Source organism: Bradyrhizobium sp. SSBR45G (assembly GCF_030159255.1).
Classification (GTDB): domain Bacteria; phylum Pseudomonadota; class Alphaproteobacteria; order Rhizobiales; family Xanthobacteraceae; genus Bradyrhizobium.
Genome location: NZ_BSCT01000014.1, coordinates 142,353 through 161,238, shown reverse-complemented (window position 1 = coordinate 161,238; position 18,886 = coordinate 142,353). Strand labels below are relative to the sequence as shown.

20 protein-coding genes and 1 other RNA gene are annotated in these 18,886 nt (G+C 65.9%); 10 read left to right on the top strand and 11 right to left on the bottom strand.

Annotated elements, in window-relative coordinates; genetic code table 11:
* The first annotated feature begins 115 nt into the window (after positions 1–115).
* From QQL87_RS18335 to QQL87_RS18315, 5 genes are all read left to right on the top strand, one after another.
* On the top strand, positions 116–811 hold the full coding sequence (locus tag QQL87_RS18335; protein ID WP_284421396.1) for a pyrimidine 5'-nucleotidase: 696 nt from the start codon (positions 116–118) through the stop codon (positions 809–811).
* Between the two features lie 266 nt (positions 812–1,077).
* Positions 1,078–1,923, top strand: a complete 846-nt coding sequence (dapD, locus tag QQL87_RS18330; RefSeq protein WP_284421397.1) for a 2,3,4,5-tetrahydropyridine-2,6-dicarboxylate N-succinyltransferase — start codon at positions 1,078–1,080, stop codon at positions 1,921–1,923.
* 68 nt (positions 1,924–1,991) lie between these two features.
* The gene (locus tag QQL87_RS18325) at positions 1,992–2,642 is read left to right on the top strand and encodes a DUF805 domain-containing protein (RefSeq protein WP_284421399.1); all 651 of its coding nucleotides are present in this window, start codon (positions 1,992–1,994) and stop codon (positions 2,640–2,642) included.
* A gap of 17 nt (positions 2,643–2,659) precedes the next feature.
* Entirely contained in the window at positions 2,660–3,826 is a 1,167-nt protein-coding gene (gene dapE, locus QQL87_RS18320; protein ID WP_284421401.1) for a succinyl-diaminopimelate desuccinylase, read from the top strand.
* A gap of 21 nt (positions 3,827–3,847) precedes the next feature.
* The gene (locus QQL87_RS18315; RefSeq protein WP_284421402.1) at positions 3,848–4,231 is read left to right on the top strand and encodes a RidA family protein; all 384 of its coding nucleotides are present in this window, start codon (positions 3,848–3,850) and stop codon (positions 4,229–4,231) included.
* 57 nt (positions 4,232–4,288) lie between these two features.
* On the opposite strand, the gene QQL87_RS18310 is transcribed toward QQL87_RS18315, so the two are convergent.
* The 4 genes from QQL87_RS18310 to def all read right to left on the bottom strand — a co-directional run bounded on the left by QQL87_RS18310 (position 4,289) and on the right by def (position 8,979).
* On the bottom strand, positions 4,289–6,346 hold the full coding sequence (locus tag QQL87_RS18310) for a methyl-accepting chemotaxis protein (RefSeq protein ID WP_284421403.1): 2,058 nt from the start codon (positions 6,344–6,346) through the stop codon (positions 4,289–4,291).
* Between the two features lie 152 nt (positions 6,347–6,498).
* Positions 6,499–7,236, bottom strand: coding sequence for a tRNA pseudouridine(38-40) synthase TruA (truA, locus tag QQL87_RS18305; RefSeq protein WP_284421404.1), 738 nt, complete (start codon positions 7,234–7,236; stop codon positions 6,499–6,501).
* A gap of 138 nt (positions 7,237–7,374) precedes the next feature.
* Positions 7,375–8,310: a methionyl-tRNA formyltransferase gene (gene fmt, locus QQL87_RS18300; RefSeq protein WP_284421540.1), complete on the bottom strand. Its 936-nt coding sequence runs from the start codon at positions 8,308–8,310 to the stop codon at positions 7,375–7,377.
* 141 nt (positions 8,311–8,451) lie between these two features.
* Complete coding sequence (def, locus tag QQL87_RS18295; protein ID WP_284421406.1) at positions 8,452–8,979, bottom strand: peptide deformylase; 528 nt, start codon at positions 8,977–8,979, stop codon at positions 8,452–8,454.
* 169 nt (positions 8,980–9,148) lie between these two features.
* On the opposite strand from def, the gene QQL87_RS18290 reads away from it, so the two are divergent.
* Both QQL87_RS18290 and QQL87_RS18285 read left to right on the top strand, forming a co-directional pair.
* A complete protein-coding gene (locus QQL87_RS18290) occupies positions 9,149–10,381 on the top strand; it encodes a DNA recombination protein RmuC (RefSeq protein ID WP_284421407.1) in 1,233 nt (410 codons plus the stop codon).
* Between the two features lie 109 nt (positions 10,382–10,490).
* Entirely contained in the window at positions 10,491–11,876 is a 1,386-nt protein-coding gene (locus QQL87_RS18285; RefSeq protein WP_284421409.1) for an AmpG family muropeptide MFS transporter, read from the top strand.
* A gap of 12 nt (positions 11,877–11,888) precedes the next feature.
* On the opposite strand, the gene QQL87_RS18280 is transcribed toward QQL87_RS18285, so the two are convergent.
* From QQL87_RS18280 to ffs, 7 genes are all read right to left on the bottom strand, one after another.
* Positions 11,889–12,293 (bottom strand): DUF6915 family protein, encoded by a 405-nt coding sequence (locus tag QQL87_RS18280; protein ID WP_284421410.1) that lies wholly within the window; start codon positions 12,291–12,293, stop codon positions 11,889–11,891.
* Between the two features lie 8 nt (positions 12,294–12,301).
* Positions 12,302–13,060 carry a hypothetical protein gene (locus QQL87_RS18275; protein ID WP_284421412.1) on the bottom strand — a complete coding sequence of 253 codons (759 nt, stop codon included), beginning with the start codon at positions 13,058–13,060 and terminating at the stop codon, positions 12,302–12,304.
* A 102-nt stretch (positions 13,061–13,162) separates the two neighbouring features.
* Complete coding sequence (locus QQL87_RS18270; protein ID WP_284421413.1) at positions 13,163–13,588, bottom strand: hypothetical protein; 426 nt, start codon at positions 13,586–13,588, stop codon at positions 13,163–13,165.
* 20 nt (positions 13,589–13,608) lie between these two features.
* Positions 13,609–14,208, bottom strand: a complete 600-nt coding sequence (gene recR / locus QQL87_RS18265; RefSeq protein WP_012047111.1) for a recombination mediator RecR — start codon at positions 14,206–14,208, stop codon at positions 13,609–13,611.
* 24 nt (positions 14,209–14,232) lie between these two features.
* Positions 14,233–14,553, bottom strand: a complete 321-nt coding sequence (locus tag QQL87_RS18260) for a YbaB/EbfC family nucleoid-associated protein (RefSeq protein WP_284421414.1) — start codon at positions 14,551–14,553, stop codon at positions 14,233–14,235.
* A gap of 106 nt (positions 14,554–14,659) precedes the next feature.
* Entirely contained in the window at positions 14,660–16,501 is a 1,842-nt protein-coding gene (locus QQL87_RS18255) for a DNA polymerase III subunit gamma/tau (protein WP_284421415.1), read from the bottom strand.
* A gap of 146 nt (positions 16,502–16,647) precedes the next feature.
* Positions 16,648–16,744: signal recognition particle sRNA small type (ffs, locus tag QQL87_RS18250), an RNA gene on the bottom strand.
* A gap of 148 nt (positions 16,745–16,892) precedes the next feature.
* Here ffs and QQL87_RS18245 point away from each other — a divergent pair.
* The 3 genes from QQL87_RS18245 (at position 16,893) to QQL87_RS18235 (ending at position 18,883) form a co-directional block, all read left to right on the top strand.
* Positions 16,893–17,312 carry an HIT domain-containing protein gene (locus QQL87_RS18245; RefSeq protein ID WP_284421416.1) on the top strand — a complete coding sequence of 140 codons (420 nt, stop codon included), beginning with the start codon at positions 16,893–16,895 and terminating at the stop codon, positions 17,310–17,312.
* 3 nt (positions 17,313–17,315) lie between these two features.
* Positions 17,316–18,263, top strand: coding sequence for an NAD(+) diphosphatase (nudC, locus tag QQL87_RS18240; RefSeq protein ID WP_284421417.1), 948 nt, complete (start codon positions 17,316–17,318; stop codon positions 18,261–18,263).
* 119 nt (positions 18,264–18,382) lie between these two features.
* Positions 18,383–18,883 (top strand): Lrp/AsnC family transcriptional regulator, encoded by a 501-nt coding sequence (locus tag QQL87_RS18235; RefSeq protein ID WP_284421418.1) that lies wholly within the window; start codon positions 18,383–18,385, stop codon positions 18,881–18,883.
* Positions 18,884–18,886 lie beyond the last annotated feature (3 nt).

The window sequence follows — 18,886 nt, the reverse complement described above, 5'->3', positions numbered from 1 at the left end:
CGAGAAGAAAACGTCGCTATCAAATGATGCTAAAACTATCTTAGCGCCTATGGGCTTTCGCCGGGACGACAGCGGAATATGCCGCGCCGACCAGGCAAGACCGACCGAGGCAGACATGACGAAAAATCGCCGCAGCTTCGACCACGTCGACACCTGGGTGTTCGATCTCGACAACACGCTGTATCCGCATCACGTCAATCTGTGGCAGCAGGTCGACACCAGGATCGGCGAGTTCGTCTCCAACTGGCTGAAGGTGGATGCCCAGGAGGCGCGGCGGGTCCAGAAGGACTACTACCGCCGCTACGGCACCACGATGCGCGGGATGATGACCGAGCATGGCGTGCATGCCGACGACTTCCTGGCCTACGTGCACAAGATCGACCATTCGCCGCTGGAGCCGAACCCGGCGATGGGCGCGGCGATCGAGCAGCTGCCCGGACGCAAGCTGATCCTGACCAACGGCTCCGTCGACCATGTCGACGCGGTGCTGGCCCGGCTCGGCATTGCCGGCCATTTCGACGGCGTGTTCGACATCGTCGCCGCCGAATTGACGCCGAAGCCGGCGCGCGAGACCTACGACAAATTCCTCAAGCTCCACACCGTCGATCCGACGCGCGCCGCCATGTTCGAGGACCTCGCCCGCAACCTCGTCGTCCCGCACGACCTCGGCATGACCACGGTGCTGGTGGTGCCTGACGGGACCAAGGAGGTGGTGCGCGAGGACTGGGAGCTGTCCGGCCGCGAGGATCCGCATGTCGACCATGTCACGGATGATCTGACTGGGTTTTTGCAGCGATTGGTCGCCGCGTAACCCTCGACGTCATCCCGGTCACGCGACCGGCTGGCTGCTCATGAGTCGCGACGGCGGTCCGCCAAATTCGGTGTCGTCCCGGGCTTGACCCGCTCGCGCGAGAGAGCCTTCGCGTAAACGGACGGCGTGGCGCTCCGCTTGTCCGGGACGACGGTTGGGGGTGCCTTGACTCCCCTGCCCCAAACCCGGAAAAAGCGCGCCTGCCCATCATGCTCGTACATCACCGACCCCAGGCGACCCGCCCGGGACCAAGCGAGGATCGACCGATGTCACTGTCCGCCCTGGAATCCACCATCAACAGCGCCTTCGATGCCCGTGACGGCATCTCGACGACGACCAAGGGCGAGGTTCGCGACGCCGTGGAGAGCGCGCTGGAGCTGCTCGACAAGGGCGAGGCGCGGGTCGCCGAGCGCGGCTCGGACGGCAAGTGGAGCGTCAACCAGTGGCTCAAGAAGGCCGTGCTGCTGTCGTTCCGCCTCAACGACATGAGCGTGATCCCCGGCGGGCCCGGTCAGGCCTCATGGTGGGACAAGGTGCCGTCGAAGTTCGAGGGCTGGGGCGAGAACCGTTTTCGCGAGGCCGGCTTCCGCGCCGTGCCCGGCGCGATCGTGCGCCGCTCGGCCTTCATCGCCAAGAACGTCGTGCTGATGCCGTCCTTCGTCAATCTCGGCGCCTATGTCGACGAGGCGACCATGATCGACACCTGGTCGACGGTCGGCTCCTGCGCCCAGATCGGCAAGCGTGTCCACATCTCCGGCGGCGTCGGCATCGGCGGCGTGCTGGAGCCGCTGCAGGCCGGCCCCGTGATCGTCGAGGATGACTGCTTCATCGGCGCACGCTCGGAGGTCGCCGAGGGCGTGGTCGTGCGCAAGGGCGCGGTGCTGGCGATGGGCGTGTTCCTGGGCGCCTCGACCAAGGTCATCGACCGCGAGACCGGCGAGACCTTCGTCGGCGAGGTGCCGGAGTATGCGGTGGTGGTGCCGGGCGCGCTGCCGGGCAAGCCCATGAAGAACGGCCAGATCGGCCCGTCGACCGCCTGCGCCGTCATCGTCAAGCGCGTCGATGAGCGCACCCGCTCCAAGACCTCGATCAACGAGCTGCTGCGCGACTGATTGAACCGCGGCGGCTGCCGCGGCAACGAATCTCCGGACCGGCCAAGCCATCGGTCCGGAGGACGTCCATGGACTGGACCTGGTTTCTGTTCCGCTTCCACGGCCGCATCAACCGCGCCAAGCTCTGGCTGTCGCTGCTGGTGATCCTGTGCTGGATGGCCTTTGCCGCAGCGCTGTCGGCCGGGGCCCGCAAGCTGCTGGGCGGACCGGCAGCCGCCAGCTTCAACATCGCTGACATCTTCGCGGTCCTCGACCCCGACACCTTTCGCGGCCTGACCCGCGACGATATCGTCCCCGTCGTCTTCCACCTCATCCTCACCCCCTTGTTCGTCTGGGTGTTTGCCGCCGCCGCCATCAAGCGGCTGCATGACCGCAACAAGAGCGGCTGGTGGATGGCGCCGCTCTTCGTCGTTCCCGGGCTGTTCAACCAATACGCGGACCGCATGCCCGGCACGACCCTGCCTATGATCGTCGGCGGCGCCGCGACCCTGCTCTCGCTGTGGGGCTTCGTCGAATTGTACTGTCTTGCCGGCAGTCCCTCGACCAACCGCTTCGGGTCCAGCCCGTTGCCGGAGGTCCGATCCGGCGAACGCTCCCGGCCGCCGACAACGCCGCCTGCCGCCTGGGACCAGCACAAGGAGCTGGAGCTCACCCCGCACGTCGCAAGCCCGCCCCTGGCGGAAGCGGCAATCGGCGGCACTAGCCCGCCGCCAAAATAGCATGTTAAGCGAAGGGCATGACCGATGCCCTCACGATCACCCGCGACCTGATCCGCTGTCCCTCCGTCACTCCGGCCGATGCCGGGGCGCTCGGCGTGCTCGAGGCCCTGCTGAAACAAGCGGGCTTCACGACCCATCGCGTCACCTTCTCGGAAGAAGGCACCGCTGATATCGACAACCTCTACGCCCGCATCGGGACCGAGGGGCCGCACATCACCTTCGCCGGCCATACCGACGTGGTGCCGCCCGGCGACGAAGCCGCGTGGAGCGTCGGCGCGTTCTCGGGCGAGGTGAAGGACGGCTACATCCATGGCCGCGGCGCGGTCGACATGAAGGGCGGCATCGCCTGCAGCGTTGCGGCCGTGCTCGACTATCTGCGCAGCCATGACGGCAAGCCCCGTGCGGACGGCAAGGGCTCGATCTCATTCCTGATCACCGGTGACGAGGAAGACATCTCGATCAATGGCACGATCAAGCTGCTGCAGTGGGCGGCCGAACGCGGCGAACGGTTCGATCATTGCGTGCTGGGCGAGCCGTCGAATCAGGAAGTCATGGGCGACTGCATCAAGATCGGCCGCCGCGGCTCGCAGTCCGGCACCCTGGTCGTCGAGGGCAAGCAGGGCCATGTCGCCTATCCCCACCGCGCCGCCAATCCGGTGCCGGACATCTCGCGCCTGATCGTTGCGCTGTCAGACGAGCCGCTCGATCATGGCAGCGCGCAGTTCCAGCCGTCGAATCTCGAATTCACCACCGTCGATGTCGGCAACACCGCCACCAACGTCATCCCGGGCGTCGCGCGGGCGAAGTTCAACATCCGCTACAATGACTGCCATACGCAGGAGTCGCTGCGCGCGCTGGTCGAGGAGCGGCTCAGAGTCGCCTGCGGCAACCGCATCCGCGCCCGCATCGACTGGCTGCCGTCGAACTCCAACGTGTTCCTGACCAAGCCCGGGCCGTTCACAGATCTGGCTGTTGCTGCGATCGAGAGCGTGACCGGGCGCAAGCCGGAGCTCTCCACCACCGGCGGCACGTCAGACGCGCGATTCATTTCGAGCTACTGCCCGGTGATCGAGTTCGGCCTGGTCGGCCAGACCATGCACCAGATCGACGAGCGCGCCTCCATTGCCGACATCGCGACCTTGACGAAGATCTATCGCGGCATTCTCGACCGGTATTTCGGGTAGATCATCTGCCAGAGGGTCGACATGGACAAACGATCCGCGAACGCGACCGACGCGCCGCAACCTGCCGGCGGTTACGCCCAGGTTTGCGAGATTTCCAACCCGGTGCGTTGGGCATTCGTCAGCGGCCAGACTCCGCAGTCGGTGGACGGTGTGGTGCCAACTGACTTCGCCTCACAGGCCCGTCTGGTCTGGAGCAACGTCGAAGCACAGCTTCGGACGGTGGACATGACCCTCGCCAATGTCGTCAAGGTCACCACCTTCCTGTCCGACCGGCGATACAGCGGCGAGAACCGTGACATCCGCAACGAAGTTCTTCACGATCTTTCGCCGGCGCTGACCGTGATCATCGCTGGCATCTTCGACAGCGCCTGGCTGCTCGAGATCGAAGTCGTCGCCGCAGCCTAGGCGAAGATCCGTCGAGACTGCTCGACGGATCTTTCACCTCGGTAGGTCTGCGCTGGCTCAGGCGGCCTTCACCTCCGCGAGGAACTGATCGACCTCGCGGCGCAGGTCGGTGGCCTGACCGGCGAGGCTGGCCGCCGAATCGAGCAGCGAGCGGGCCGAGCCGCGGGTGTCGTCGGCGGCCGCGCTGACCAGCGAAATCGACGAGGACACCTCGCGGGTGCCGGTCGCGGTCTGCTGCACGCTGCGCGCCATCTCCCGTGTCGTGGCGCTCTGCTGGCTGACCGCAGCCGCCACGGAGCTGGTGACTCCGCTGATGCTGTTGACGACGGCAGCGATCTTCTCGATCGCCGCAACGGTGCTGCCGGTCTCGCTCTGGATCGCCGCGATCTGGCTCTCGATCTCCTCGGTGGCCTTGCTGGTCTGCGATGCCAGGTTCTTCACCTCCGCAGCGACGACAGCGAAGCCCTTGCCGGCCTCGCCGGCGCGCGCCGATTCGATGGTGGCGTTCAGCGCGAGCAGATTGGTCTGCGAGGCGATCGCGCGAATGAGCTGGACGACATCGCCGATGCGGGTGGCGCTGCCCGCGAGCGTGCGGACCTTGTCGGTGGTGTCGATCGCCTGCGTGGTGGCGTTGGACGACTCCGAGGCGGCTTCCGCGATTTGCCGGGTGATCTCCTTCATCGACGTGTCCAGCTCCTCGGAGGCTGCCGCGACGGTGTTGACGCCGGAGGTCGCGTGCGCAGCCGCCTCGGCCACGGCCGTGGCACGCGCCGCGGTGGCATTGGCCGAGCCGTCGAGCGCCTCGGCGGAATGCTTGAGGCCGCTGGCGGCATCGCTGAGCCGGCCGCACAGCGTGTCGATGAGCTCACCGAAACGGCTGGTCAAAGCCTCGATCTTCTGCCGGCGTGCTTCGCGCCGCGCCTCGGTCTCGGCGCCCTCGAGCGCCAGCCGGTCCGCATCGGCCGACTTGTCCTTCAAGACGCCGATCGCATTGGCGAGCGTGCCGATCTCGTCGGTCCGGTCGCGGTAGGTGACGTCGACATCTCGCGCTCCATCGGCGATGCGACGGATGAGAGCGGTCAGGTTGGAGAGCGGCTTGATCACGCGGGCATTGAAGTACCAGGTGCCGAGCGCGGCAGCGACCGCGTTGACCAGCAACAGCACGACGGCCAGCACGAAGCGGAACTGCGAATCGGCGATGGCGACCTCGCTTTGGCGCAATGCTTCGGTGACCGCGGCGTCGCGCAGCGGCTGGATGGTGTCGAGGGTCGGGAAGATCATGCGCAGGAATTGATCGGGGTCGAGATCGAGCACCTTGCCGCGGTTCGGCACCACCTGCGACGTATAGAGTTCGCCGCCGCGCGCCCAATAGCCGCTCTCGACATCCGCGAGCGCGGCATAGATCGGCCTCTGATCGATTTCGGTTGCCGCGACCTTCACAGCGGACCAGATCCGGTCGAGCCGCCCCTTGAACGTCGCCATCGTCTCGGCCGGCTCGCCGACCATCGGCTGACGGGTGGCAATATAGCGGACCAGCGTCGTCGTCGCCCGTCCGGCCCAGTCGCGCAGATCCCAGCCCAGCACGGCGAGACGGGCAGCCTGGCCGACCGCCGGGTTGGCGGCATTGATGCGGCGACGGACGACGTCGATATGAGTGCCGGTGGTCTCCTGAACCCCGAACATTTGCGGCACGTAGTCCCGGACCACGGTTTCCGGCCGCGCCTGCTTCGGCTGCACGACGGCGTCGAGCGCCGCAGAGCGCAGCGACCGCAGCCGCTGCTCGATCGCGTCGAGCGCAGCGAGATCCTCGCGCAATTGTGCGAGACTGCGCGCCTTTGCCAGTGCCTCGTCGGAGCCGCGCGTGTAGTTCTGCAACGCTGCGAGCTCATCGGTCGTGGCGACGTTGGCCGAGTTCAGTCGCGGGTTGATCCAGGCGCGTTCCAGGTTCAACTTTTCCGGAAGACGCACCATGGCGCCAAGCAGCTGCGTGTCGGCTGCCACTGCACGCGCCGTCTGGAGCGAAGCCAGTTGTTGCCAGGCGAACAGCAAGGTCGCGATGAAGCCGATCGCGGCTCCGAGCATGAGCGAGAGCAGGAAGACTTGGCGAATGCGCATGATGAGACTTCACTGACGTGAGGACCACGGAAGTCTCAAAAATACCGCCGACCACTCAATTATAAGTTAAGCGAGGTGCATTTGATGCACACGAGAGTGACGCGGAAATATCGCGGATGAGTTGCACGATCCGATGCGTCGTGCCGCAGATGTCAGTAGTCGACTCTGACCAGATAGAGTCCGTCCGGCGGCGCGACGACTCCACAAGCGGCACGATTGCGTGCAGCAAGAGCCGTGGCGAGATCGTCTGCATCCCAGCGTCCCTGCCCGACCCAAACCAATGAGCCGACCATCGAGCGGACCTGACTATGCAGATAGGACCGCGCCGACGTGAGGATGGTCACCGCATCGCCATCCCTGACGACATCGAGCTGATCGAGCGTCTTCTCCGGCGACTTCGCCTGACATTCTGTGTCGCGGAACGTCGTGAAATCATGCTTGCCGATCAGCCGCTGCGCGGCGGCATGCATCGCGTCGGAATCCAGCCGCTGCGGCACGCGCCAGACGCGGCCGAGTTCGAGCGCCAGATTGGAGCGGCGGTTGACGATGCGGTAGCGATAGTGCCGCTTGCGCGCCGAGAACCGCGCTTCGAAGCTGTCGGGCACGATCTCGGTGTCGAGCACCGCGACCGGATTGGGCCGCAGATGCGCGTTGAGCGCGTCGCGCAGCTTGTCGGGCCGGAACTCCTTGGCGATATCGCAATGCGCGACCTGGCCGGTGGCATGGACGCCGGCATCGGTGCGCCCCGAGCCATGCACCCGGGTCGGCACGCCGCAGGTGGCCTGCACCGCCGCCTCCAGCGCGCCCTGCACGGACGGCAGTGTCTCCTGCAGCTGCCAGCCGCAGAACGGCGCGCCGTCATATTCGATGATGAGCTTGTAGCGGGGCATCTGACTCGATGGTGTCATCGCCCGCGAATGCGGCGACCCAAACTTCGCCGGCTTCGCGGTTCGACAATGATCGTCTCGGCGTCCTGGATACCCCGCTTTCGCAGGGTATGACAGCGGCGCGAAAGGACACGGTCGGGCCTACCCGAAGCGCAGATCCGGAGCGACCCGCGTCCCGCGCAGGAAATCCGTGGCCTTCATCGGCGCCTTGCCGGCGCGCTGCAGCTCGGTGATGCGGATGGCGCCGCCGCCGCAGGCGATGGTGAGCTGCTCGTCCAGAACAGTGCCGGGCACGCCTCTGCCACCGGCCAGCTCACAGCGCAGGATCTTCAGCCGTACCGCCTCGCCATCCATGCTGACCTCGCTCCAGGCGCCAGGAAATGGCGACAGTCCATGAATGTGGCGCAGCACGGCGTGCGCCGGCTTCGTCCAGTCGATCCGCGCCTCCGCCTTGTCGATCTTGGCGGCGTAGGTGACGCCGTCCTCGGCCTGCCTGGACAGCGTCAGCGCGCCGCGCTCCAGTGCCGCCATCGCGCGCACCATCAGATCGGCGCCGATCCGCGACAGCCGGTCGTGGAGATCGGACGCCGTCATCGCATCGGTGATGGCGAGACGCTCGGCCATGGCCACGTCGCCGGTGTCGAGCCCGACATCCATCTTCATCACCATGACGCCGCTCTCGGCGTCGCCGGCCATGATGGCGCGGTTGATCGGCGCGGCACCGCGCCAGCGCGGCAGCAGCGAGGCGTGGAGATTGTAGCAGCCGAGCTTGGGCGTATCGAGAATCGCCTGCGGCAGGATCATGCCGTAGGCGACGACGACGGCGGCATCCGCCTGATGGGCGCGGAACTCGGCCAGCGCCTCCTCGGTCTTCAGCGTCTTCGGCGTGAAGACAGGGATGCCGAGCCGGCGCGCCTCGGTCTCGATCGGCGTCGGCTGCAGCGCAAGGCCCCGCCGGCCGCCGGGTTTCGGCGCTCGCGTGTATACGGCCGCGATCTCGTGGCCGTGGCCGGCGAGCTCGAGCAGGGTCGGCACGGCGAAATCCGGCGTGCCCATGAAGATCAGGCGAAGCGGCATCTGTTCGGAGACCTGCAAAGCCTCAACCCTCCGCGTCATCGCCGGGCTTGTCCCGGCCATCCACGTCTCAATGCCAGCGCGAGAGGCAGGACGTGGATGCCCGGGTCAAGCCCGGGCATGACGGAGGAAAGAGTTCGTCGACTACTCGCCCGCGCGCTTGGCGGCCTTGGTGAACTTCTTCATCACGCGGTCGCGCTTCAGCTTCGACAGATAGTCGATGAAGAGGACGCCGTTGAGATGGTCGATCTCATGCTGGATGCAGGTGGCGTAGAGCCCCTCGGCATCCTCCTCGCGGACCACCCCGTCGAGATCGGTGAAGCGCACGCGCACCCGCGCCGGCCGTTCGACCTCCTCATAATATTCGGGGATCGACAGACAGCCTTCCTCATAGACCGACAGCTCGTCGGACCTGGCGATGACCTCGGGATTGATGAAGACGCGCGGCTCGCGCTTGCCTTCCCCGTTCGCATCGGGCTTGGCCAGATCCATGGTGATGACGCGCAGCGGCTGCGCGACCTGGATCGCCGCGAGCCCGATGCCGGGCGCGTCGTACATGGTCTGGAACATGTCGTCGACCAGCTGCCGGATCTCCGGCGTAACCTTCTCGACAGGCCTGGACACCAGCCGCAGCTGCTTGTCCGGCAGGATGATGATTTCTCTTAAGGACATGGCGCGCGATTTAAGCCGCGGAACCGGCGCGGTCAATGTGATGGCTTGCCGTTAAGGATTCGTTGACCATGAATTTCAACGTCTCGTTAACCACGTTTCTTTACTCGCCATTAACCATAAATGTTCTCTCTTCGTTCGCGCGCTTGCACGAATCGGATAGACGAGGGCGATGACCGCCAGCCAGTCCCTCAATCCCATCATCGTCATGATCGGCGACCTTCCGATCCGCGCCAGCGACGCATTGATCGGATTCGGCGTGCTGGTGCTGCTGCTGCTCGTCATGATCGCCGCAGCGGTGGCCCGCTCCGGCCGGCGCGGCGCCGAGCTCGCCGCCGTCCAGGCGATGCGCGCCGGCGAGCTCGAACAACGGTTCGGCGAAATGATCCGCGTCCAGAGCGAGGCCTCCGGCCGGGTCGATGCGATGGCGCAGCTGCTCGCCGGGCGCCAGGTGGATCTCGCCCGCAGCGTCAACGAGCGGCTCGATGCCGTCACCCATCGCGTCGGCCAATCGATGGAGCAGAGCACGCGCCACACCATGGATTCCCTGCGTGTGCTGCACGAGCGGCTCGGCATCATCGATAGCGCCCATCGCGATCTCAGCGAGCTGACGACGCAGGTGACCACCTTGCGCGACGTGCTCGCCAACAAGCAGTCGCGCGGCGCGTTCGGCCAGGCGCGGATGGAGGCGATCGTGCAGGACGGGCTGCCGAAGGGCAGCTACGCATTCCAGTACACGCTCGCCAGCGGCAAGCGGCCCGACTGCGTCGTGTTCCTGCCCGACACGCGGCCGCTGTGCATCGACGCCAAGTTTCCGTTGGAGGCCGTGACTGCGCTGCATGATGCGGAAACGGACGAAGAGAAACGCGCCGCCGCGCAACGCCTGCGCTCCGACGTGCTGCGCCACGTCAACGACATCGCCGAGAAGTATCTGGTCGTCGGCGAGACGCAGGACACCGCGCTGATGTTCGTGCCGTCGGAATCGGTCTATGCCGAGATCCACGACGGCTTCGACGACGTGATCCAGAAGGCCTATCGCGCCCGCGTGGTGCTGGTGTCACCGTCGCTCCTGATGCTGGCGATCCAGGTCATGCAGCAGATCATGAAGGATGCCCGCATCCGCGACGCCGCCGACCAGATCCGCAACGAAGTGATCCATCTCGGCGACGATCTCGGCCGCCTGCGCGAGCGCGTGCTCAAGCTGCAGAAGCATTTTGGCGACGTCGGCGAGGACATCCGGCAGATCCTCATCTCCGCCGACAAAATCGAAAAGCGCGCCGCCCGCATCGAGGAGCTCGATTTCAGCAAGCAGGACGCGCCGGTGGACTCGCCGCGGATTGCGCCGGCCGGCGGCCCGACACCGGATTTGTTTCCGATGACGGGGCGCGTGCAGGCGGGGGAGTGATCGGGGCGTTTTGGACCGATACGGTTCGCGGCAACTGCGGTGTCATCCACGCGGCCGATGACAGTGGAGATGGGGAGCGTTTCTTGCGCAAATCTGCTAGCAGGTTCTGATGACCGCACCTGACGCCGCTTCCGAGATCACTGCTGCCGCTCCAAAGCCCGACGCCGCCAAGCCCGCCCCCACCTGGCGCGAGAGCATGGCCGTTTATCTGCAGCCGCGCGTGCTCGTGGTGCTGTTCCTCGGCTTCTCCTCGGGACTGCCGCTGGCGCTGTCGGGCTCGACCCTGCAGATCTGGATGCGCGAGCTCGGCGTCGACCTCGGCACGATCGGGCTGTTCGCGCTGGTCGGCACGCCGTACACGCTGAAATTCCTGTGGGCGCCGCTGGTCGACGCGCTGCACGTGCCGCTGCTCTCGCGCGCCTTCGGACGGCGGCGCGGCTGGCTGGTGTTCGCGCAGCTGCTGCTGATCGGTGCCATCCTCCTGCTCGCTCTGACCGATCCTGCGCGCAGCCCGTTCATGGTCGCGCTGGCCGCGCTGCTGGTGGCGGCGATGTCGTCGACCCAGGACATCGTGGTCGATGCCTTCCGCGTCGAGAGCCTGCCGGAAAGCGAGCAGGCCGCCGGCATGGCCGCCTATGTGGCCGCCTACCGCATCGGCATGCTGGTCTCGACCGCCGGCGCGCTGGTGGTGGTCAGTGCGTTCGAAAGCAGCGGCTTCGCGCGCTCATCCGCCTGGATGTGGGGTTATGTCGCGATGGCCGGTCTGGTCCTGATCGGCACGATCACGGCCCTCGCGGCGACCGAGCCGGCACAGTCGCAGCAGGCGGAGGCCGCGATGGGCGCGGACACCGCGCTCGCCCGCGTGATGCATGCGGCGGCCGGCGCCTTCGTCGAGTTCCTCGGCCGGCGCGACGCCCTCGCAGCGCTGGCCTTCGTCGTGCTGTTCAAGTTCACCGATGCCTTCTCCGGCACGATGACTGCGCCGTTCGTGATCGATCTCGGCTTCACCAAGGTCGACTACGCCGCGATCGTGAAGGGGGTCGGTTTAGGTGCGACGCTCGCCGGCGGTTTTGCCGGCGGCTTCGTCGCGCGGCGCTATTCGCTGGCGACAAGCCTGTGGATTGGCGGCGTGGTGCAGGCGCTCGCCAATCTGTCGTTCTCCTGGCTCGCCATCGTCGGCGTCAACCAATGGGCGCTGGCGCTGGCGATCTCGGCCGAGAACTTCACCAGCGCGATCGGCACCGTGATCTTCGTCGCCTACCTCTCCGCGCTGTGCAAGAACCCGCTGCACACCGCGACCCAATATGCGCTGCTGACAGCGCTCGCCGCCGTCGGCCGGACCTACCTGTCGTCGGGAGCGGGCTATGTCGCCAAGGCCACCGGCTGGCCCGCGTTCTTCGTGATCTGCGTGCTGGTGGCGATCCCAAGCCTCGTGCTGCTCGCCTGGCTACAGCGGCGCGGGCATTTCGATGAGCTGGGGCCGGTCAAGGTCTGACGCATCAGCAGCTCAACGCTGCGGAGCCGCCTCGTCCTGCTTCTGATCGTCGGTTGATAAGCCGACAGCCTGTCGCTCGTCCGTCTGCGGACGGAATGGCGTTCGTCCCATCCAGGGCTGGACCTCCAGATGCTGCAGCCAATCCTTGACGGTCGGGATCCAGCCCAGATCGTCCTTGACATGCTGCTCGCCGATCGTCCTCACGGGAACGACCTTGCCGATGCTGTTGGTCAGAGTGGCGCCGAAGATCGCCTCGCACAGGAATATCCCTTCGCTGTGGTGGCGCAGAGCCCGGTGGCGAACGTCAGCCAGATGCGCCTTGCTCTCGTCGAACCAGTCGTGGATCGCCAGATAGTCGGCAGGTTCTCCTCCGAACAGGCGGGCGGATCGGACGGCGTGATGATAGGGATGCGCCATGGACCGACCTAATCAGCAATCGTGATGTTTTCCACGACTGGATCGGCGTTGCGATCATCCGAGATGGTGCATGTCTCAAGATCCACCCAGAACGCGCCATACATGGTGTATTCGCCGGTCCCGAATCCTCTCCCGAGAAGCAGCGTTGCCCATTCATCGGTCAGCCAGCTGGAAAGGAAGTTTTTCAGCTCAAGGACCTGCGGCTTCTTCAAGGTCTCCGTCAGATGGCTGCCGTATCCAGCAGCACGCAGCTGACCATGAAGGCCCGCGTCCCACAATCGCACCGCCAGCAAGTCGAGATCGAGACGATCACCATTGTCACCGACGTAGTGATCAAGCCAAGAAAATCCTTCATCGTTTCCGCCATCGTAGCGGCAATAGGCACGCTTCGCGCCAGCGGCCCGCAGCGCCGGCACCATCGTGCTCAGCAGCAGCTGTCTCCGCCGGTCGCGCTCCAACTGATCGCGGCGCCTGCGCTCCTCGAGCGTTGAGCGATCGGGCTGGGGCGATTCGCTTCTGGGCGCGCGCCTGAAAAGGCGATCCAGGAGGCTTCGCCTGGCCGGCGCGGCTGTCGCAATCGGCTCGCTGGCGGCGGGAGGCCCGGGCTCAGCGACCTCGGCAGGAGGATCGGGAGAGAATCGAACCGGCTCCTTAATCCCAGTGAACTCCGGCGACGGCAGGTAGACGAAATCCTTGACCCGGGGCGCCGGAGGCTCTGAGTCATCCTCAGGCCACTCGATCTCGGTCTGGTCGAAAATGAACGGCACACCGCCCTCCCCGAAAACGGCCATCAAGGCATGGCCGGGCACTTTCCATGCTAGGAGGCAGACCTGGAGCGTGCAACTTGAACGAGGCTGTTTTGAGCTTGTTCAGCGCTTCACCAGGCTCCACTTCGTCACCACAGCCTCGCTGATCTGGCCAGCATCCTGGGCACAGGTGATCTCGTCGACCTTCACCGCGATCTGCTTGCCCAGCAGACCCTTCAGCTGCGAGAGCTGGGCAGGGCTGGCGGTGACGAGCTGGAACGTCTCCGGGCCGGTCTCGAGATTGCACAGCCCGCTCGGCGGCGGCAGGCGGCGGGGCTCGCTGGTGATCTGATAGGCGGATGACGGCTGGCCGGGCTTGGCGCCCTTGACCTTCAGGGCGCTCAACTCGCCCGACAGCACGTCGCCGGCATTGAGCAGCTTGCCGGCCTTCTGCGGCGCTTCGCCCTGCTGCGCCAGCACGGATGGCGCTGTGAGCGCCATCCAAATCGCGCCCAAAGCCAGCCGTCTGCCGAATCCGCGTTTCGTCATCATTCCACTTCCGTCTGTGCTTAGAACAAAGTCCGCTGCCGCATCGCGGCTGACAGCGTGCCTTCATCGAGATAGTCGAGCTCGCCGCCGACCGGCACGCCATGGGCCAGTCGCGTGACCTTGACGTTCGCCTCCTGCAGGAGGTCGGTGATGTAGTGCGCGGTGGTCTGGCCGTCGACCGTCGCGTTCAGTGCCAGGATGATCTCGGAGACCTCGGGCGCATGCGCCCGCTGCACCAGCGCGTCGATGGTGAGATCCTGCGGCCCGACACCGTCGAGCGGCGACAAGGTGCCGCCGAGCACATGATAGCGGCCATTGCTGGCCTTGGCGCGCTCCAGCGCCCAGAGGTCGGCGACATCGGCGACGACGACGATCATCGCCGGATCGCGCCGCGGGTCGGTGCACACCGTGCAGGGGCTCTGCGTGTCGATGTTGCCGCAGGTCTTGCAGACCTGGATGCGTTCGATCGCGACCTGCATCGCCGAGGCAAGCGGCACCATCAGCGCCTCGCGCTTCTTGATCAGGTGCAAGGCGGCACGTCGCGCCGAGCGCGGCCCGAGGCCGGGCAGGCGCGCAAGCAGCTGGATCAGGCGCTCGATTTCGGGACCGGCGACGGCCATCAGTTCACGAATGTCATTCGTTGACTAGCCGAAGCCGAAGCCGGGTGGCAGGCCGAGCTTGCCGGTGATGGCCTGCATCTTCTCCTGCATCGCGGCTTCCGCCTTGCGGCGCGCATCGCCATGCGCCGTCACCAGCAGATCCTCCAGGATCCCGGCCTCCTCCGGCTTCAGCAGCGAGGGATCGATCTTGATGCCCTTCACGTCCATCTTGGCGCTCATGCGCACGGCCACGAGGCCGCCGCCGGAAATGCCTTCGACCTCGATATTGCCGAGCTCCGCCTGCATCTCCTGCATCTTGGTTTGCAGTTGCGCCGCCTGTTTCATCATGCCGAGAAAGTCAGCCATCGGAGCACCTCATCATCAGCCTTCATCTTGTTGAGCATGATCTCCGCGCAAACGCCTTTGGCGTTTGTCGCGAGGAAATCCGGTTTCCACTTTTCCGGATCATGCTCTAGAAATCATCATCATCGTCGGACTCGTCTGGCGGCTCGACAGCACTGGCGTCCGATTCGGGCGGCTCGGGGGCGAGCCTGCGCACTTCGACCACCTTGGTGCCGGGGAACCGCGCCAGGACCTCCTGAACACGTGGATCGGCCTCTGCGGCCGCCTCGCGCTCGCTCTTGGCGCGCAGGTTCTGCTCGCGCAAGGTCGGCTGTCCAGCCTCGTTGGACACGATCACGGTCCAGCGCCGGCCGGTCCAGTCCTCGAGCTTGCGGCCGAGGTCCGAGACAAGCGAGCGCTGCGCCGTCCGTTCCAGCGCGATCTCGAGCCGTCCCTCCTCGAAACGAACGAGCCTGACGTCCATCTCGAGCGCGCTCTTGGTGATCAGGTCGCGATTCTTGCCGGCGAGCGCGACGAGCTCCTGGAAGCTCCCCAGCCGCAGCGCGGGCTGCTCCTGCTGTGACGGCGACGGCTGCGACGACATTGCCTGCGGACGCATCCCGCCGCCGACCGCGGCGAGCGTCGGGCCTTGCGCGCGCGGCGCCTGCATCGGCGCAGATGTCATCACCGACGGAGCTCCCGCACTCATGCTCGGTGCAGGCGCAGGGCGCCCACCACCGCCATTGGTGACAACAGGTGATCCCCCGCCGTTCTGCTCGATCATGCGGATGGCCTCATCCGGCGTCGGCAGATCGGCTGCATAGGCAATGCGCACCAGCACCATTTCTGCAGCAGCCGCAGGCCGCGTCGCGCCTTGCGTCTCCGTGATGCCCTTGAGCAGCATCTGCCACATCCGCGACAGCACGCGCATCGAGAGCTTGGTGGCGAAATCGCGCGCGCGCAGTCGCTCAGTCTCGCTGAAGGCAACGTTGTCTGCCGTCGCCGGCACGACCTTCACGCGGGTGACGAAGTTCACGAACTCGGCGAGGTCAGACAATACCACGACGGGATCGGCGCCGACGTCGTATTGCTCGCGGAATTCCTTGAAGGCGGCGGCGATGTCGCCGCTGGCGAGATGATGGAACAGGTCGATGACGCGGGTGCGGTCGGCAAGGCCCAGCATCTGCCGGACATCGTCGGCGCGGACCTCGCCGGCGCTGTGCGCGATCGCCTGATCGAGCAGTGACAGCGAGTCGCGCACCGAGCCTTCCGCCGCGCGCGCAATGATGCCGAGCGCTTCGGGCTCGATCGTCACGCCTTCCTTGGTCGCGATGCCCGCGAGATGCTTCATCAGCACGTCGGCTTCGACGCGGCGCAGATCGAAGCGCTGGCAGCGCGACAGCACCGTCACCGGAACCTTGCGGATCTCGGTGGTGGCGAACACGAACTTGGCGTGCTCCGGCGGCTCCTCAAGCGTCTTCAGGAAGGCGTTGAACGCCGCCGTCGACAGCATGTGGACTTCGTCGATGATGTAGACCTTGTAGCGCGCGCTGGCCGGCGCATAGCGGACGCTGTCATTGATCTGGCGGACATCGTCGACACCGGTATGCGAGGCCGCGTCCATCTCGAGGATGTCCATGTGCCGGCTTTCCATGATCGCCTGGCAATGCGTGCCGAGCACCGGCATGTGGATGGTCGGCCCCTTCACCGAGCCGTCGGGCAGCTCGTAATTCAGGGCACGGGCCAGGATGCGGGCGGTGGTTGTCTTGCCGACGCCGCGGACGCCGGTGAGGATCCAGGCCTGCGGAATACGGCCGGTCTCGAAGGCGTTCGAGACGGTGCGCACCACGGCCTCCTGGCCGATCAGATCCGCGAAGCTGGAGGGGCGGTATTTGCGCGCCAGCACCCGGTAGGGCTTGGCGGGAGCGTCGGCGCTGTCGGGCGGAACGGGTGGGGCGCCAGCGTCAGTCATCGAGCGATCCGCGAGTGAGCATTCCAGGCCGGCATCGATCGCGATCGTCGACGCAATCAGCCTCGACACAATCAACCGGAGTGCGGTCGAGCGCCCGCCCTGCGCGGGGTCCCCGCCATCTGTGCGCGATTCGCTCGAGAAAACAGGTAGGAGACTGACGAGCGACCCGATCCGGACCTCGTTAGGGCTGCTTCCTTCCGGACCTGACCCGGTTGGCGAGTGGCTCGTCCACCGCCAATCTCCCGACGCCTATTTGGGGCCAAACGGTCCGGAAAGCAAGCGCGAGCTTCGCCGGCCCGGCCCGCCACCCCGCGGGCTTGTGCCGCAGCCAGGAAAGGCTTTAGGTGCCGTCGAACTCCCCCCGCATGACCGCCTGCAGGAACCTGCCCGCATGCCCGAATCCGCCTGGTCGCTGCATCCGCAATTGACGAAAGACACGATCGATATCGGCGACCTGCCGCTGTCGCGCGTGCTGATGATCAAGGACGCCAACTATCCCTGGCTGCTGCTGGTGCCGCGACGGGAAGGCGCGGTCGAGATCATCGATCTCGACGAGGTCGCCCAGGCGCAGCTGATGACCGAGATCACGCGGGTGTCGCGGGCGGTCAAGGAGATCACGAAATGCGACAAGCTCAATGTCGCCGCGCTGGGCAACATGGTGCCGCAACTGCATATTCATATCATCGCACGCCGCACGAGCGACGTGGCCTGGCCGCGTCCCGTGTGGGGCGTCGCCCCGCCCCTGTCGCATGATGCGCAGGAGGTGCAGCATTTTATCAGCGCTGTCCGGCGCAAGATCTGGTTAGGGTGAGAAATGTCGCCATTCGACTTGTTTCCGCTGGGCAGCCCTGCCTTCGTCGGCCATCCGATCGAGCGCGCTGCCCATCTGCGCTTCCACGACGACAAGCTTCTCGCCTTCGAAAGCAAGCCGTCGACGCGCGCCTATGTCGTTCACCGCGATTCGCTGGTGCTGAAGCGTGATGGCGACCAGTTGCGTCCGCTGCTGTCGATCGACGAGGCGCTCGGCTTCGGCGCCAATCCAGGGACGATCTTTCTCGGCCTGCAGGACGGCGCGGCCGTGTTCGGCATGGGCATTTCGCCAGCGGCGGTCGAGAAGCTCGCCGGCCGCGAGGACGTCTCGGTCACCGAGCTGCGCGGCATGGCGATGCAGGGCGCGATCCCGGTGGACCAGCTGGCGACCATCGCGATGGCCAAGTCCATGGTCTCCTGGCATCAGCGCCACGGCTTCTGCGCCAATTGCGGCACCAAGACCGCGATGCGCGAGGGCGGCTGGAAGCGCGAATGCCCGAGCTGCAAGACCGAGCATTTCCCGCGCACCGACCCGGTGGTGATCTCGCTGGTCGCCTCCGGCGACAAGTGCCTGCTCGGCCGGCAGAAGCAGTTTCCGGCCGGGATGTATTCGTGCCTGGCCGGCTTCGTCGAGGCGGCGGAGACGATCGAGGACGCCGTTCGCCGCGAGGTGTTCGAGGAATCCGGCATCCGCTGCACCGATGTCGCCTACTACATGACCCAGCCCTGGCCGTATCCGTCGTCGCTGATGATCGGCTGCAGCGCGCGGGCGCTGAACGAGGACATCGTCATCGACCGGACCGAGCTCGAGGATGCGCGCTGGTTCACCCGCGACGAGGCCCGGCAGATGCTGCTGCGGCAGCATCCCGAAGGGCTGGCCGGACCGCATCCCTTCGCCATTGCTCATCACTTGGTCGGCCGCTGGCTGAAGGAAAGCGACCAGGGGTATTAAAACACCTCATTCAAGCCTTTCCAAAGGTTTGCCCGGAAAGGCTGAACGTCGCTTTCTTGCCTTGGAACGATTTTCTCTATATGAGGGTTTCTTGACCTTCATATGGAACAAATTTCTCCATGACCGATGTCACCGCCCAGGGCCCCGAAGCCAACCGCCGGCTCGACGCCATCGACCGCAAGATCCTGATGGTCCTGCAGGAGGATGCCTCCCTGTCGGTCGCCGAGATCGGCGACCGGGTCGGCCTGTCGTCGACACCGTGCTGGAAGCGCATCCAGCGGCTGGAGGCCGACGGCGTCATCCTGCGCCGCGTCGCGCTGGTCGACCAGAACAAGATCGGGCTGGGCATCTCCGTGTTCGTGTCGGTGGAGAGCGCCGACCATTCCGAGGCCTGGCTGAGGAAATTCGCCGAGGCCGTCAGCTCGATGCCCGAGGTGATGGAGTTCTACCGGATGGCCGGCGACGTCGACTACATGCTGCGTGTGGTGGTCGCGGACATGCAGAGCTACGACGTCTTCTACAAGAAGCTGATCAGCGCGGTGCCGCTCAAGAACGTGACCTCGCGCTTCGCCATGGAGAAGATCAAGTCGGTGACGGCACTGCCGGTGCCGCCGGTCTGAGCT